A 17,065-nucleotide genomic window follows, 5' to 3' on the forward strand; every position below is an offset into this window, starting at 1 on the left:
TTGCACATTCTCGCCATAAAATAAAAAGTTTAAACAGGTTCGTTAAAAATGTTCTTTTTTTTAAAAATATACGGGTACTATAGTCTTCATTTGTATTAGATTCACTCTTGTTTCAGCACCTTTTCAAAATAAAGATACTCTATTTTAAATTATAAAATTTAATTCAATCAGTGCCTTGGTTTTTGGCTATAACCTTTAATTTTTCTTTTACAAAAATGACTTTTTCTTTTAATTTTTCAAAATCCTGATCGATAATCGTTATATGCCCCATTTTTCTGAAAGGTTTTGTGAAACGCTTACCATACAGAAATGGATGTACTCCCTCTACAGAAAGGGTCTCGTCCATTCCTTGATAAATTGCTTCACCAGAATATCCTTCTTCTCCTAACAAATTAACCATTGCCGCTTTTGAATGCGCTTTTGTACTTCCTAAAGGTAAGTTAAGTATAGCTCTAATGTGTTGTTCAAATTGGGATACGTCGTTGGCCCGAATACTTTGGTGTCCGCTATTATGTGGACGTGGCGCCACTTCATTAATAAGAATTTCTCCCTCTTTTGTCAGAAACATTTCAACTGCTAATAATCCAATAATCCCCAGTGAATTAGCAGTTTGAATTGCTATTGCTTCAGCTTTTTGTTCAATCTCTGATGCTATATTGGCGGGGCTAAAGAGATATTCTACTAAATTGGCCTCAGGGTGAAAAACCATCTCAACTACCGGAAAAGTTTTGGTTTCACCGTCCTGGTTGCGAGCTACAATAACCGCCAGTTCTTTTTCAAAATCAATCATTTTTTCTAAAACACCTGGCTGGTCAAAGGCTTTAGGGAAATCTTCGGGAGTCCTTAATACCTGCACACCTTTACCATCATAACCACCTTGCCCAAGTTTATGAACTGCAGGTAGAAAATCTCCAAAACTACGTGTATGTGCCTGATTATCTGTTAGTATAAATTCGGCTGTTGGCAATTTCTGCTGTGCATAAAATTGTTTTTGTACTCTTTTGTCCTGAATAATTCTTAAAACAGAAGGTTGGGGAAAAACGGCCTTCCCTTGTTTTTCTAAGGCCTCTAAGGCCTCTATATTAACATTCTCAATCTCAATTGTAATAATATCACAATCCTGGCCGAATGCCACAACTGTATCATAATCTTTTAATGAGCCATTAACAAACTCATGGGAAATATATTTGCAGGGGGCCTCACTATCTGGGTCCAGTGTTTTAATGGTTAAATCAAAATCAATAGCGGCCTGAATAAGCATTCTGCCTAATTGGCCTCCGCCAATAATACCTATTTTTTTTCTGTTGTCAAATCGCACGAATGAAGATTTTTTGCAAAGATACGTTAAGAAATAATAGTAACTGCAACAATAAACCGTTTTGCCTATCTTTTTTCATATATGTTACTATATTTGCTTTATGAATGTTTCGGCAATATGAAAAAAAAGATAATTATAAAAGTGATTACTTTTTTTACAGGTTTTTTATGCCTATCATTTGTTTTTGCCCAGAATATACCTTACCCCGATATAGCTGACAAGCTAAAAAATGCCTCGCTGCACCATAAAAAGGTTAATTCTGATAGCCTGCTCAGTCTCTTGAAAACGTATTATCATTATAGACATATTCCTGATTCGCTTAAAATAAAAGCTCTCCGGGAACTATGTATGCTTTATGGAGCGAATATAAATCCTGGAAAAAATGGTGATTCTACTTTAAAGTATGCTTATTTATTAATTGATTTAGGGAAAAAGAGCAACGACAGACAAACAGTATTTGAGGGTTTATTATTTAAGATAGATGGCATGAGCGATGCTCATAATTATCCTAAAAGTCTTGAATATTGTATGAATGGCCTTAGGTATGCTGATTCGATAGGTTTAAAAGGGTTTGAATATTATCATGCACAACTTCATTTGTATTATGCTTTAAATCTTAGGACCCTTGGTGACAATGAGAACTCAATTAAACAAAATTTATTGGCAATTGATTTCTTGAAAAAGTCTAAAAAATTCAAGCAAGAGGATTTGATAGATTATCAGATTGATTTAGCAAGGACATTATGTGTAAGCGGGCAGATTGATAAAGGTCAAAAAAAACTATTTGAAGCCCTAAATAATGCAAAAGAAATAATGTCAACTGAATTACAAATGTATCTTTATAATGAGATTGCCAGTACTTATTTAGACTTAAATCAGCCAGAAAAAGCGGGCAAATATTTAGGAATATCCCGATATTTTTTTGAGAATAGTAATGATTATTTTAGTTTGTGCGAATCAGATTTTCTTACTTCAAAGTTATTTTTCCAGATAAAAAACTATGATAAGTGCATTGAATATGCGTTAAAAGCCCTTCATACTCCACTCAATTCATTGCCTCTGAGAATTTTAATAAATGCTAATGAATTATTGTATTTAAGTTATAAAACCAAGAATCTGCCAGATAAAGCATTGATATATTATGAAAAATATATTGAGGGAAAGGAGCGTAGTTTTAATCAGAAGAATGCTTTGGAGATGTCTTTTCTAAGAAAAAAAATTGAAGATGCAGAATTGAATGCCAAGATTATCAGAGAAGAAAACGAGATACAGGAACAGAAAAAATTAAGGAATGTGCTGATAACAGGCATAAGTTTATTAGTAGCAATGCTTATGATTTTATGGTATTATTATAGGCTTTTAAATAAGAAAAATACAATTGTTGAGAAACAAAAGAATGAAATAGAGTCATTAAATTCGGGTTTAGAAAGTAAAGTAAAAGAGCGTACTAAAGCCTTGCAAAAAGCTTATGATGAAATTAAAGAAGCTATGCAAAAAGGGCAGACGCTTGAGCGTAAACGAATGGCAGCTGATTTACACGATAATTTAGGAAGTTTACTAACTGCAATCAATATTTCATTAGAGAATATTAATCCTGAAAATCTGACGGATCGGGAGAAGAAAATCTATGCTGGTATATTAGATATGACTGAAAACGCCTATGCGGAGGTAAGGCTTTTATCTCATAATCTATTACCGGAAGAGTTAGAAAAAGCAGGTCTGAAGATAGCGTTAGAAAAGTTGATTAAGAAATTGAACAATAGTCAAACAATTAAATTTTCTTTAATAATTAATCAATTAAGTCGCCAAAGTAAAAGTGTGGAATTGAATATATATGCTATTTGTCTTGAATTGACGCAAAATATCATTAAGCATGCAGAAGCTACGGAGGCAAGGATTTCTATTTTTGAGAAAGGGAAAGTACTTTGGATCGAAGTAAATGATAATGGCAAGGGCTTGAAAAAGAATGTAGAAAAAGGGATGGGTTTTAAAAACATTCAAAGTCGTTTAGATGATATAGGTGGAGAGTTTTTTATTGATACCAGTGGCGGCGGAGCCAAATTTATTATTTCTGTACCTTTGACTTTGATTCATGAGACTTAGCTATTGAATCAGCTTGTGTTGGAGTGCATACCGGATAATACCTGCAAGATTCTTAATATTTAATTTTCGGAAGATATTTTTCCGATGACTTTCAACTGTATTAAGGCTGATAAAAAGTTTGCTCGCAATTTGCTGGCTCGAATATTCCTGTGCTATAAGTATTAAAACCTCAAGTTCCCTTTCGGAGAGTGCGTGGTGCAGTACATCAGCTATGTTTTTTTTCTCAGTTTGCGATAATGTCGCAAGGATTTCATCATTGAAATATTTTTTACCTGTTGCTACAGCATGAATAGCTTTTTCCAATTCCGCCTTTTTTGATTTTTTTAAAATATATCCCGACGCTCCTGCCTGAATGGCTTTTTTAATAGGAAGTGTATCATCTAACATAGTTAACATCAGAATTCTGACTTCAGGAAAAGATTGTCGCACCTGTAATACAGTGCTTATTCCATCCATGATCGGCATTTGCATATCACAAACCAATACATCAACCTCATATATTTCTAACTTTTTCAATACTTCCTCTCCGTTGGTAGCTGTACTTACCACTTCAATATCACTACTTGTATTGAGTGATGTAGTCAGACTCTCTAACAGAATCTCATGGTCGTCGGCAATAAGTACTTTAACTGGCATAGTATATTTCTTGTCGTTAGCCAAATATATATATATTATACTGCTTTTTTTAATTTCTTTGGCATAATGTTTGGATAGTTGAAGGTATAAACATGCCAAACCTTATGAAGACTACTAATGCAAAAACCATTCTTTTTAGCTTATTTTTAATAATTTCTACATTTCTAAAAGGGCAAGAGTTAAAGACTACGTCTTATATTTTCTCAAATGAGACCATCGGGTTATACTTTTTTGATAATATGGCACGTGTAAATATCGGTGGAAAATATGGATTTATTGACCGCCAAGGCCTTTTGCAAATTCCTTGCCAATATGATATGGTCCAAAATTTTCAGGGGGGGGTAGCTATTGTACGAGAAAATGACAAGTACAGTTTTATCCGTAAAGATGGAACCTTGCTTTCTTCATTGATATTTGATAGTTGCGAACCATTTTCTGAAGGATATGCTTTAGTGAGCATTCATGGGAAATACGGATTTATTGATAAAGAAGGGAAAGTGGTTGTTAAACCTCAATTTGATTTCGGAATGGGCTTTACAGATGGTAAGGCTATGGTAGTAAAAAATGGTAAAAACGGGTATATTAATACTAATGGTGATGTGGTAATTGACTTCAAATATGAGTTTTCGTTACCATTTGCAGAAAATTATGCTGTGGTAATGAATAACGGCAAGTTTGGTTATATAGACCATAATGGCAATGAAGTTATACCGTGCAAGTATGATATTGCCAGTTCGTATCATGAAGGTTTGGCAACTGTGAAAATGGGGGAGCTTACCGGGGTAATAGATCAAAAAGATAATATGGTTATTAAACTACAATATCAGAATATAGGTAGCTTTGAGAATGGTGTAGCAGTAATGATGAAAGAAGATAAGTATGGAATTATAGACCGTGATGGCAGAGAAATAATAACGGCTAAATATGATTTATTGGATGATTTCAAAGACAATATTGCTGCATTTAAGATTAATGGTAAATATGGGTTTATTAATAGTAATGGCAAAGAATTCATTCCAGCTATTTTTGATAAAGCAAATGCATTTAATCAAGGTATGGCGGCAGTAAGACAAAAAGATAATTTATATTACATTGATACTAAGGGCAAAGTTATTTACTCAAGCAAATACGTTCTGCCGTCAAACTTAGCTGAAACCCAAAATGTTTCTGGTTATATTGATGGTAGAGAAAGAATCAATTTTACGCTTGATAATACAAACCGCTCTAAAGTTCAGATATTGTTTACCAAAGACTATAAATTTGACAAAGGCAATGTATTAACAGGTATTTCTGATTAGAATTATTATTTGGTCACTTTTACCATTCTTAATATTTCAATACCATCACTGTTTAGGCTAAGTGTATTATCACCATTAATAGTAAAGGAGTCTATTTTTTTTAGGGCGTCAATAAAAGTTGGTTCTCCTTCTCCCTGGCAAGCCATTTTTGTCATAGCCATTGATTTGTTGAAATTAATTTTGTTTCCATAGACTACTAACAGTCCACTGAAATTATTGCAGCTGGTATTGCCAACAAACTTATTATCATTAACATCAAAAGTAATTACAGGTTTTTTGACAGGGTACAAACCTGCTACTGAAACTCTTGCCCCTGGAATATCGGCCAATTCCCAGCTTCCATTGAGCTTCATAGATGTATTGATTGCATCAGAAGGTTTTTGAGTTGTAGTGCTTGTAGTTTGTGTTCCTATACAGCCAAGCATACCATAAGAGAAAAGACCTATAATTAATACTATATTTTTCATGACTTTAATATTTAGTTGATTTGTTAATTGATGTTTTGTAATCTTAGACCTTTATTTATTTCAAAATGTTTAATATTGGTTCAAAGTTTTTTAATTCTTTTAATACTGAATCATGATTGTCAGGGTTAAAAATTACCGTTACGGTTAATCTAAAAATAATAGCTCTTAATGCTAATTGAGTTAATAAAAATTTTGAGTATTGTGTTATCCATAAACTTTTGAGTTCTTCCTGATGCCAGGCGATAGAATCAGTAATTAATAGAATTTCGGCATAAGCTTTTGGCCTGAATTCTGGACTAAAATCTATGATTACTGGAGTACTGCCATTAAATAAAATGTTACCGGCTAAGTCAGAATGAACTAACTGTTTTGGTAAATGTATGGGTTGATATCCGGTTTTAATCGATTTTATTAATTTAACCGAATGCAAATTGGTATTGTCCGGTAAATCGGCCTCTTCCCATGCAACCTGATTAGCCCGTTGCCAAGGTGAATGCCAATGAGTCCATTGTTCTGGTTGTTTAATAGATTGCAGTAAATGACTGAGAGCCTGGCAGGCCTTAATTTTTTCTTTTATATTACCTTGGGAAAACTCTCCTTCTATATACTTAGTAACTCCGTACCCATTTTCAACGAAATTGCCATTTTTTGACTTAAGTGGTTTAGCGATACTTAAACCAGAAGTTGAAATTGGAGCTAAGACTGAACCGATCCAATTGTATTTATTTACTTCATCAATTGGTTTTATAACAAAATCACCAACGCGAACTGATCTCCCTTGCCCTCCGTTTAACCTTACTATTTTTCCGTATATTCCGAATACTTCAAGAATTTCTTTCAAGATATTTGTATTATGGATATAGTAAATATTTTTTTCTCATAGTCTTATATTCAGATAAACCCGGTTCCCAACTTTTACGAATTTCTTCTTCGGATTTGCCATCAATTATCTGTTGTTTAAAACGCTCTGTGCCAGCCAAAAAGTTAATGTTACCCATTTGTTTACTCTGGGTTCTATCGAAGAACTTATCTTTATAAGGGTAGGCTTTATACAATTCTATCATCCATTTCAGATTCAAACGTTTGGTTTTTCTTAATTCATTGGTATCATAATTTCTTAAATCTAACCCGTAACATTCTTCATTCTGGTGCAAAGGAGTTTCGCTCATACCTGGAATACCTACTGGCTTAAAGTGAAATTCATATTTGCCCTTTAACGCGGGAGCTCCTAAAACTGTAAACGGAATATAGGTGCCCCGGCCCTGACTAATGATTGTTCCTTCAAATAAACAGATACTTGGATATAGGAGTATAGATTGCTGAGAATTCAGGTTAGGTGATGGGAAAACAGGTAATTCATAAGGCATATCATGATTATAGTTTGCTACTTTAATAATTCTTAATTTGCATTGAAGCTTATTCGGAATCCACCCTTCACCATTAACCATTTGAGCAAACTCGGCCATTGTCATACCATGAGTAATCGGAATGGGGTGCATACCAATTCCCGAATGAAGGTGCTCTTCCAACATTGGACCATCTACAATATAACCATTCGGATTAGGTCTGTCTAATATCAATAATTCTTTATTATTTTCGGCACAGCCTTCCATTACATGAGTTAGTGTATTAATGTACGTGTAGAATCGACATCCTACGTCTTGTATATCAAATACAACTAAATCGACATCTGACATATGTTCTTTTGATGGTTTTTTATTTTTGCCATAAAGAGATATAATCGGGATTCCAGTCTTAGAATCAACATTGTCTTCAACCTTTGCTCCATTACTTGCGTTACCTCGAAACCCATGTTCAGGGCCAAATACTTTCACAACATTTATACCTAAAGCTAATAAAGTATCGACACTTGGTTTTTTAGCAATAACTGAAGTTTGATTTACAACCATTGCAATTCTTTTGCCTTTCAGATAAGGAAGATAAGTCAAAAGCTGATCTGCTCCGGTAATTATTTCTTTTGGTTTTTTTTCTAAATATTGATTCGACGAAAAATCAGAACCAGGGTATTTCAAAATAATAAAGCCAATAATAACTATCTGTAGAGGTGTTAAGAATGTGAAAAAAGTTTTTTTCATGTTGCTGTAATCAAGTATTGAAGAAAAAAGAAAGATTTATATGCGAATAAACGAAAATGTAAGAGATTTTCTGCAAAGATCAAACAGAAATTTAGAACGCTTTGGTTTTGAAGTTAATTACGCAATATGGCTTTAATATTTGTTTTCTCAAACAACTGCTGTCATAACAATTCAACTGTCAGAATGCCATTTCAATGCGTAATCCTGCAAATTAATGAAATCCATCTTTAGCTCATCGGGGTATATAGGAGTGTTTTGATTATTTGATTGGAATTTAGCCAATTACTTTTCAGAATCGATTGAAAGTTAGTATAAAACTATTTAAACCTTACATAAAAATGACCGGAAGCCTTAGAAAAATTTACAATCCTATTCAAAAAGACTATGTTACTTTTTTAAAAACTGCTACTGAGACTAACGGAGAATATACGTTAGTGGAGGTTGAATTGGCTCCTAAGGGTGGAGTTGGGGTGCACTACCATAAAATGTACTCAGAAAAATTTGACTGTCTGACCGGAGAACTCAAGGTTCAGTTAGGCAGTAAAGTTCATACACTTTCCGGTGGAATGTCTGCTATGGCTTTTCCGAATATTCATCATCGTTTCTTCAATTCTTCAGATGAAATATGTAAGTTCAGAGTGGAGATCCGGCCGGGTAGTAGTGGTTTTGAACAGTCTCTACAAATAGCTTATGGTCTGGCTCGTGATGGTGAAACCAAGAAGAACGGTTTCCCAAAGAGCAAATACATTTTGGCATGGTTGTTTGAGATTAGTGAAAGTAACCTACCTGGCTGGATGAGTATTTTTGAATGGATATTAAGACGGCAAGCAAAAAGGGTTCTGAAAGATGGGATTGATAAACAACTTATAGAACGATATGTGGAATTTTGAGAAACAGGTGCATAATTGAAAAAGCAGATAGCTAATGAAACTATCTGCTTTAGAATTATTCAGTGAAATAAACTTTATTCTTTAATTTCAAATTCAGAGTCTTTCAAACCCTTGTTGACTTTTATTGATTGAATTTCTGATACAATTTCACCCATTTGACCACCACTTCTTTTGCTAACCGCAGGTATTAGAACATCAGTACCTTTGAACTTTTTATAATTTTCAAAAATAGTAGTTTGTTCAAATTTTCCTCTAGGTGTTTCATTAGAAGTAAAATTTTTTAATTTTAAACCGGATGCTGTATCAAAAAAATCTGTCCATTTTCTACCGTCTGCTGTAGAGAATTCTACTTTATAGGCATCTTTATCTCCAACTTTTTCTGTTCCCGCAACTGATCCGGTTATGCCCAAATCTTTATACATAGTTTCAAAGAAAGGGTTTGATCGCATGGCTTGAATTTTGGCGGCATTACCTTCTAATTGAGGTCTGTTTCCGCCACCTCCGTTTCCACCACCGCGACCACCAAAGCCACCACTGCTTTTGAAGTTTTTACCATCATAAACAGTTGTCATTCCGGGATTCCCGTTGAAGTACATACTCATGGCATATTTATCAGGAAATTTATATTTAATTTCTGTTTCTGATGTTCCTCTCTGGCTTTCTGTTGTACTATTTATAGTTATATCCTGAATTTTAGATATTGCTTCTTTTCCACCAATTGCAGTAATATATTTGTCAATAATTGCATCGGCTGTAGGGGTATCCTGAGCAAAACTACCCAAGGTAATAAATGAAAAAAGGCAAACAAATATTCTTTTCATTGTTTTATATAGGTTTATAAGCGTTTGATTTTGAATTAGACAAACAATTAACCCAAAAGTAAAGTTTTTATTTCAACATATAGATTAAAAAATTGATAGCGAAGATAAAAACTTCATAAATAGAGATGAACCAAAAAGTAAGTATATTCTGGTTTCGCAGAGATTTAAGATTAGATGACAATGCCGGACTTTTTTATGCACTTAAAAGCACCTATCCCATATTGCCTCTTTTTATTTTTGATAGCGAGATTTTAGATAAATTAGAAAATAAGTATGATGCACGTGTAGAATTTATTCATAAATCAATACTTGATTTACATGAACAGTTGAAGGAATTAGACTCATCTATTTTAATAAAATATGGTAAACCCTTAGAAGTTTGGAAAGATTTAATTGAGACATGTACAATTGCAGAGGTTTATACCAACCACGATTATGAGCAGTATGCCAATGGTCGTGATTTAAGGGTAGGAGAATTGCTTAATTCTAAGGGAATTGGTTTCTATACTTATAAGGATCAGGTTATATTTGAGAAAAATGAAATTCTGACAGGAGGCAACACCCCCTATACTATCTTTACACCTTATAGTAGAAAATGGAGAGAGAAACTGAATGAATTCTATGTGAAATCCTACCCTACGGAAGCGTATTTTAAGAATTTTCTGAAATTTGAAAATAAGGTAATACCTGGTTTAACAGAAATGGGATTCTTTAAGACAAATACAAGATTTCCCGAAAAGGAAATTGATACAAATCTTATTGAAAAATATAATGACCTTAGAGATATTCCTTCGATTCTTGGAACAAGCCGATTGAGTGTGCATTTACGGTTTGGTACGATAAGTATCAGGAAATTAGTGCAAAAGGCTTTGATTCTGAGTCAGACCTGGCTGAATGAATTGATCTGGAGAGATTTTTATATGAATATCTTATATCATTTTCCGCATATAAGTAAAGGTGAATCATTTAAAAAAGAATATGACGGTATTGTTTGGCGTAATAATGAGAATGAATTTCAAGCATGGTGTATGGGACTGACTGGTTACCCAATTGTAGATGCAGGTATGCGCGAACTAAACGAAACCGGATTTATGCACAATAGAGTCAGAATGATTACTGCCAGTTTTCTGGTTAAACATTTGTTAATTGACTGGCGATGGGGAGAGGCGTATTTTGCTGAGAAACTATTGGATTACGATTTTGCAGCCAATAATGGGGGATGGCAATGGGCGGCTGGAAGTGGCTGCGATGCAGCACCTTATTTCAGGATATTTAATCCCACCACTCAAACTCAGAAATTTGATCCGGAATTAAAGTATATTAAAAAATGGGTGCCTGATGTTAGCAACTTTGATTATCCCGAACCTATTGTAGAACATACATTTGCCAGAGAGAGGGTGTTGGACGCTTATAAAAAAGCATTAAATAAAAACTGAATTTTTCTTCAAATTTATTATTTGTTTCATTTTAATAGTAGGTAACATAAAACTTAAATCTCTAATTTGTTTTACTTACAATTGAAATCAGGAAAAACAACTATTTTGTGATGCTTAATTTTAGATTTGTCTCCTTAAAATAATTTTCGTTTAATAAATTCAGTAAAAATCTGTAATTTGCATATGATTTCACTATCTTAAATAAGATTCATTTCTGCTCTTTCACAATAAATTAATGCTCTCATTTTTAATGAAAGTAATAATCATCTAAATGGTATTTCTGGAACAATCGGCTCATTATGTTTTTGGTAAACACCCGTTAGCGCAATTGAAGAACATATGTGTCATATTGCCTAATCGCAGAGCAGTATATTATTTTAAGCGCTATCTGGCACGTGTTTCAAAAGTACCTTTTCTTTCTCCACAAGTTTTTGCTATTGATGATTTTGTTGCTAAGATGTCTGGTTTCAATCAGATTGATGCCGTTGGGCTCCTGTTTGAATTATATGAAACATTCCGGAAGTATGACCCTGATGTAGATTTTGATCGCTTTATTTCATGGGCGCCTACATTATTGAGAGATTTTGATATGATAGATCAATATTTAATCGGTGACCCTAAGGCATTGTTTGATTATATAAGTGAAGCACAGACAATAGCCCGTTGGAATCTGGAACTGACATCGGTTAACAAACCATTACTTGAAAGTACTTCTAATACGGAGAGATATTTTAAACTTTTTGAAAATATATATAATGTTTACAATGATTTACATAATGAATTGAGGATAAAAGGCTTTTCATACAGAGGAATGTCGTATAGGCTATTGGCTGAAGAGGTTGATACGCTTTTGTTGGAGAATCATTTATTTGAAAGATTTTACTTTATTGGATTCAATGCATTCAGTAAATCAGAAGAAAAAGTAATTGAAAAATTAGTCAAAGCTAATTTAGCAGAAATGCTGTGGGACTGCGATGATTATTTCATGAACCCAAGATTTAATAATAAAGCAGGAAATCTCTTAAGGCGGTATAAAGCGAGTGGGAAATTTGGAAGCTGGAACTGGCAATCAAGCCATTTACTGACCGAAGAAAAAAATATTAGGATAATTGGTGTTGAAAATGCCACATTACAAACAAAGGTTGCGGGAAATATTTATGCGGAAATCCTTGCTGAAAATCCTGCTATACCAACAGCGATTGTTTTATGTGATGAAAATCTACTGTATCCACTTATGTATTCGTTGGATAGTATCGTGTCGGATTTCAATATCACGATGGGGTTATCATTAAAGGGGTCAATGTTGTTTACTTTGATTGATGCTATCTTTGAATTGCAGCAAAATATTGTTGAGTTTAAAGATAAAACAGGTAAAATGGTGAAAGTACCAAAGTATAGTCACCGACATATTTTTAAAGTGCTGAATCACCCATTCTGCAGGAAATACGAGCAGATGAACTTTGTTAACGAGGAGAACGGGAGTGAACTTAATATTTTTAGAGAAACTTTCTTAAGGATAATTCAAGGAAATATAGTTTATCTGAGTGAAGAAGAAATAATAGGACTTGGTAACAGTAATAAACTTTTTAAAATACTCTTTACGCGTTGGGGCGATAATCCTCAAAAGGCATTAAAATCATTTTATGATTTGATAGATGAGTTAAGAAGTGTATATCGAGAATCTAAGGATGCTATCGAAACTGAATATTTATATCTGTTTCTGACGATTCTGAACCGTCTTGAAAAAATCCTATTTAGTAATAGACAAATCAACCTTAAAAGTTTCAAACATTTCTTATATGAATTGATCAAGCAAGAGAAAATTCCTTTTAGTGGAGAACCCATTGCTAATCTGCAAATAATGGGTATGCTCGAAACTCGGTGTCTTGATTTTGAAAAAGTTATTTTTTTGTCAGTCAATGAAGGTGTACTTCCGTCTACCAGGCATCTTAATTCATTAATTCCTTTTGACGCTTCTATAGAGTTTGGCCTGCCGGTGCAGTCTGACCAAAATGCTATTATGTCATATCATTTTTTCCGATTACTGCAAAGAGCGAAAGAAATCGACATACTGTATGTGATTCCATCCGGAGAAGGGGTAAGTGGTGGGGCAACTGAAAAAAGTAGATTTATTTTGCAGATAGAAAATGAATTAGCAAAAGAGAATCAGAAAATAAAAATCTCTTATCCAAGAATCGAATATGCAAAAATTATAAACAAGGAAGTAATAAGCAGAATAGAAATTCGTAAAACACCCGATATTCTTTTAAATATCAGCCAATTGATTTCAGGCAAAGGTATTTATCCTACCTATCTGAACGAATACTTGCACTGTACTATGAAATTCTATTTTAATAAGGTTGCCAATATTTCAAAGAGAGAAGAGGTAGACGAAAATTTTGGCGCAGATATTTTCGGGACATGGCTTCATAATACTTTAGAAAAGATTGACATCGATCATGGTCCGATGATTACTAAGGAGTTAATAGATTTGATTGTAACTGAAATTCCGAAAAGATTAGAAACGGCTTACCTTGAACAGTTTGGTGGGTATGTAATTGATTCAGGAATGAATTTTCTATTAAAACAAGTGGCAGAGCAATTGCTGGAAGATTTTTTTAAACAACAAAAAGAAAGCCAGGTTTTCCCGTATCAGGTATTAGAAACAGAAAGAGAAGTTAAGGTGATTTTTGATATGGATGTTCTTGGAAAAGTACAAAAAGTTAAGATTGCTGGCAGGGTTGATAGAATAGAAAAAGAAGGAAATACAATTAAAGTAATTGACTATAAGACAGGTAGAGTTGGAAAAAAAGAATTAGAAAAGCCGAGAGAGCAGATTTTAGAGGAGGCTTTGGTTGATCCTGATAAAGACAAACTGCGGCAATTATGGCTTTATCAGTACCTGATGTTAAAGAGTATTGCTCAAGATAAGAGCTTTTTGTTGGGAGGTGAGAGACTGGAAAACCATGATGTGAAAGCAAAAATCTATTCTTTCAGAAATATGAAAGAAAATTTAGAGGTAAATTTGAGTTTTAATGATAACCCAACTATCTTTGGTTTTATTGAAAAATCAGAAGAAATATTAGCTAACCTAATAAAGGAAATGCTTAATCCGGATATCCCATTTATTCAAACAAATAACCAGCTTATCTGTGAGAGATGTGATTTTAAAGGAATCTGCGGAAGATAAAATGACAAATTTTAAAAATACATTGAATACACGTACTAACCATATTCCATTTCTGGATTTAAAACTAATTAACCGGAATTATGAGAAGTCTATTAATGAGGTATTAGCAAAAAAGATTTCTTCGGGTTGGTATATATTAGGAGAAGAAGTAAAAAAGTTTGAGAATTCATTTGCCGATTATTGTGGTACTAAATATTGTATTGGAGTTGCCAATGGTCTCGATGCCTTGATGCTTTTGTTTAAAGCTTCGGGTTTTCCGAAAGGTTCAGAAGTTTTAGTTCCCTCAAATACCTATATTGCAAGTATCCTTGCTATTTCTTTGGCTGGTCTTACTCCGGTTTTAGTCGAACCGGATATTAATTCTTATCTGATTGACCCAAAAAAAATTGAAGAAAAAATTACTGAGAATACAAAGGCGATTTTAGCGGTACATCTATACGGTAAATGTTGTGAGATGGAGCTAATTAATGAGATTGCAAAAAAGAATAATTTAAAAGTGTTTGAAGATGCTGCACAATCTCATGGTGCTATGTACCTGAATAAAAAAGCCGGTAGTTTATCAGATGGAGCGGGTTTTAGCTTTTATCCGACTAAAAATTTAGGAGCTATGGGTGATGCTGGAGCAATAACCACCAATGATGATAATCTGGCAAGCAAAATAAGAGAGTTAAGAAATTATGGGTCTGCTGAAAAATATATTTTTGGTGAACAAGGAATCAACAGTAGATTAGACGAAATGCAAGCGGCTATTCTAAATGTAAAATTACCAGACCTCGATCAAGACAATAAAATCCGCAGGTCAATTGCAAAAAGATACCTGACTGAAATTCAGAATACTCTTATTAATCTGCCATTTGAAGGAACCATTGATGATGATGCCTGGCATTTGTTTGTTATAAGAACAGATGACCGGAATAAATTGAGAGAATATTTAATGCATCATAACGTGGGCACTGATGTCCATTATCCTGTTCCACCTCACAAACAGTCAGCTTATAAAGAATGGAATAATGATTCTTTTCCAATTTCAGAAAAAATTCATAAAGAAATAATTAGCTTACCATTGAATGCTACTTTAACAGAGGAAGAGGTAAGTTATATCATCGAAAAAATTAACCTTTACAAGTAATCTATGCTTTTGTCAGTAGTTATACCAGTTTATAAGGGAGAAAAAAGTATAGCAAAACTTGTAGAAAAATTACAAGATGAGCTTAAGAAATATGATTTTGAGATAATACTTGTAAATGACGGAAGCCCGGATAACTCTGAACGGGTTTGTATAACACTTAATGAAAATTACAAGAATATTCATTTTATTTCCCTTCGTAAGAATTTCGGAGAATTTAATGCTGTAATTTGTGGACTCAACCATGTGAGTGGTAAATATGCCATAATTATAGATGATGATTTCCAAAATCCGCCATCAGAGATAATTAAACTTCTTAATACGGCCAATAATGGTAATTATGATGTGGTGTATAGCTACTATGCTGAAAAAAAACATAATTTTTTCAGGAATCTTGGTAGCTGGGTAGTAAACCGAATAACTACATGGCTTATCCATAAACCAAGTGATTTGTATTTATCAAGTTTCAAATTAATCAGCAAAGAAGTAATTTTAGAAATTATTAAATATAAAGGACCTTATCCGTATATTGATGCCTTAATTTTCAGAACTACAAATAACGTTGGCCGAGTACAAGTAGAACATAATGAAAGAACCGAGGGGGAATCGAACTATACATTGAAAAAATTAGTCAGACTTTTCATTATCATAGTATTTGGCTATTCAACTTTACCAATCAGATTTATACAAGGAACAGGTATATTCTTGATTTTTTTGTCAATATTACTTGTTTTTTTATATCTGATAAATGTTATCTCTGATTGGCAGATTCCTATGTTTATTTTTTTTGGTGGTGTTCAACTAAGTTCAATTGGTATTATTGGCGAGTATGTTGGGAAATTATTTTTAACTCAGAACGGGACACCACAGTACGTAGAAAAATATAATTCAACTCATGTTAAGTAGCCGAGAAGAATATCAGATCATGTATAACTCTGAAGAAAAGCTTTGGTGGTATAAGATTCTACATGAGAAAATTCTTAATGAGATTGTAATAAAATTTGGACAGAATAGAAATGTAAAAATTCTTGACGCAGGATGTGGCACTGGAGGACTCATGAGTTTTCTAATGAAGCAAGGATATAATAATATTGAAGGGTTTGACTTCTCAGAAGACGCGGTAAGTTTCTGTAAAGAGCGTAAACTAAAAGTTCAACAAATAGATTTGACCAGTTTTGATTCAGAATTTGTTGACTCATCTTTCGATATTATTATTAATAACGATGTATTGTACCAATTTGAGGATGAAATTATCATAAAAGCAATAAAAAATCTGGAGAAGAAATTAAAACCGAGCGGTATTATGATTTCAAATAATAATGCTTTTGATATTTTCTACGGGACACACGATATTGCGGTGGGAGGATTACAAAGATTTACAAAAGCAGATTTTGAAAAATATCTCAAACAAACGGAGTTAAAGATTAATAGTTATTCTTATTGGAGTTTGTTCTTATCCCCGTTGATATTATCAGTGAGATTACTTCAACAGCTCCAACTAAAATTTAATATGATTAGAGAGAATGAGATTAGGTCTGATGTGAGTGTGCCAGGAAATTTCGTTAATAAGACCTTGTATAGCATTGTAAAACTGGAAGAAAGAATTTTCAGGAATGGAGGTTTTGGCAGTTCACTATTTTTAGTAATGATAAAAAAATAAAGACCCTATTTCAAGGGTCTTTAT

At 33.3% G+C, this 17,065-nt stretch carries 14 protein-coding genes; 8 read left to right on the plus strand and 6 right to left on the minus strand.

The window, feature by feature from the left end; translation table 11 throughout:
• Window positions 1–163: 163 nt before the first annotated feature.
• Complete coding sequence (locus H1R81_RS23165; RefSeq protein ID WP_181843136.1) at window positions 164–1,318, minus strand: 5-(carboxyamino)imidazole ribonucleotide synthase; 1,155 nt, start codon at window positions 1,316–1,318, stop codon at window positions 164–166.
• Window positions 1,319–1,435: 117 nt separating this feature from the next.
• On the opposite strand from H1R81_RS23165, the gene H1R81_RS23170 reads away from it, so the two are divergent.
• Window positions 1,436–3,421: a histidine kinase gene (locus H1R81_RS23170; protein WP_181843137.1), complete on the plus strand. Its 1,986-nt coding sequence runs from the start codon at window positions 1,436–1,438 to the stop codon at window positions 3,419–3,421.
• On the opposite strand, the gene H1R81_RS23175 is transcribed toward H1R81_RS23170, so the two are convergent.
• Entirely contained in the window at window positions 3,422–4,057 is a 636-nt protein-coding gene (locus H1R81_RS23175; protein ID WP_181843138.1) for a response regulator transcription factor, read from the minus strand. It abuts the gene before it with no gap.
• Between the two features lie 104 nt (window positions 4,058–4,161).
• Here H1R81_RS23175 and H1R81_RS23180 point away from each other — a divergent pair, with 104 nt between their 5' ends.
• The gene (locus tag H1R81_RS23180; protein ID WP_181843139.1) at window positions 4,162–5,355 is read left to right on the plus strand and encodes a WG repeat-containing protein; all 1,194 of its coding nucleotides are present in this window, start codon (window positions 4,162–4,164) and stop codon (window positions 5,353–5,355) included.
• Window positions 5,356–5,360: 5 nt separating this feature from the next.
• On the opposite strand, the gene H1R81_RS23185 is transcribed toward H1R81_RS23180, so the two are convergent.
• From H1R81_RS23185 to H1R81_RS23195, 3 genes are read right to left on the minus strand one after another with little or no spacing between them, the layout of a single operon-like run.
• On the minus strand, window positions 5,361–5,822 hold the full coding sequence (locus H1R81_RS23185) for an META domain-containing protein (RefSeq protein ID WP_181843140.1): 462 nt from the start codon (window positions 5,820–5,822) through the stop codon (window positions 5,361–5,363).
• 55 nt (window positions 5,823–5,877) lie between these two features.
• On the minus strand, window positions 5,878–6,663 hold the full coding sequence (locus H1R81_RS23190) for a hypothetical protein (protein ID WP_181843141.1): 786 nt from the start codon (window positions 6,661–6,663) through the stop codon (window positions 5,878–5,880).
• A 10-nt stretch (window positions 6,664–6,673) separates the two neighbouring features.
• The gene (locus H1R81_RS23195) at window positions 6,674–7,918 is read right to left on the minus strand and encodes an exo-beta-N-acetylmuramidase NamZ domain-containing protein (protein ID WP_181843142.1); all 1,245 of its coding nucleotides are present in this window, start codon (window positions 7,916–7,918) and stop codon (window positions 6,674–6,676) included.
• Window positions 7,919–8,256: 338 nt separating this feature from the next.
• Between H1R81_RS23195 and H1R81_RS23200 the strand changes: the two genes are divergently transcribed.
• The gene (locus H1R81_RS23200; protein ID WP_181843143.1) at window positions 8,257–8,808 is read left to right on the plus strand and encodes a cupin domain-containing protein; all 552 of its coding nucleotides are present in this window, start codon (window positions 8,257–8,259) and stop codon (window positions 8,806–8,808) included.
• A 74-nt stretch (window positions 8,809–8,882) separates the two neighbouring features.
• Here the strand turns inward: H1R81_RS23200 and H1R81_RS23205 are convergent, their stop codons facing one another.
• Window positions 8,883–9,629 (minus strand): hypothetical protein, encoded by a 747-nt coding sequence (locus H1R81_RS23205; RefSeq protein ID WP_181843144.1) that lies wholly within the window; start codon window positions 9,627–9,629, stop codon window positions 8,883–8,885.
• A 125-nt stretch (window positions 9,630–9,754) separates the two neighbouring features.
• Here H1R81_RS23205 and H1R81_RS23210 point away from each other — a divergent pair, with 125 nt between their 5' ends.
• The 5 genes from H1R81_RS23210 to H1R81_RS23230 all read left to right on the plus strand — a co-directional run bounded on the left by H1R81_RS23210 (window position 9,755) and on the right by H1R81_RS23230 (window position 17,041).
• Window positions 9,755–11,065 carry a deoxyribodipyrimidine photo-lyase gene (locus H1R81_RS23210; RefSeq protein WP_181843145.1) on the plus strand — a complete coding sequence of 437 codons (1,311 nt, stop codon included), beginning with the start codon at window positions 9,755–9,757 and terminating at the stop codon, window positions 11,063–11,065.
• A gap of 271 nt (window positions 11,066–11,336) precedes the next feature.
• Complete coding sequence (locus H1R81_RS23215) at window positions 11,337–14,255, plus strand: PD-(D/E)XK nuclease family protein (protein ID WP_181843146.1); 2,919 nt, start codon at window positions 11,337–11,339, stop codon at window positions 14,253–14,255.
• Between the two features lies 1 nt (window position 14,256).
• Complete coding sequence (locus H1R81_RS23220; RefSeq protein ID WP_181843147.1) at window positions 14,257–15,384, plus strand: DegT/DnrJ/EryC1/StrS aminotransferase family protein; 1,128 nt, start codon at window positions 14,257–14,259, stop codon at window positions 15,382–15,384.
• 3 nt (window positions 15,385–15,387) lie between these two features.
• Window positions 15,388–16,287, plus strand: coding sequence for a glycosyltransferase family 2 protein (locus H1R81_RS23225; protein ID WP_181843148.1), 900 nt, complete (start codon window positions 15,388–15,390; stop codon window positions 16,285–16,287).
• Window positions 16,277–17,041, plus strand: coding sequence for a bifunctional 2-polyprenyl-6-hydroxyphenol methylase/3-demethylubiquinol 3-O-methyltransferase UbiG (locus H1R81_RS23230; protein ID WP_181843149.1), 765 nt, complete (start codon window positions 16,277–16,279; stop codon window positions 17,039–17,041). Before H1R81_RS23225 ends, H1R81_RS23230 begins: the two co-directional genes overlap by 11 nt.
• The last annotated feature ends 24 nt before the right edge of the window (window positions 17,042–17,065 follow it).

Source organism: Emticicia sp. BO119, assembly GCF_013912375.1.
In the GTDB taxonomy this organism is placed as follows: Bacteria; Bacteroidota; Bacteroidia; order Cytophagales; family Spirosomataceae; genus Emticicia.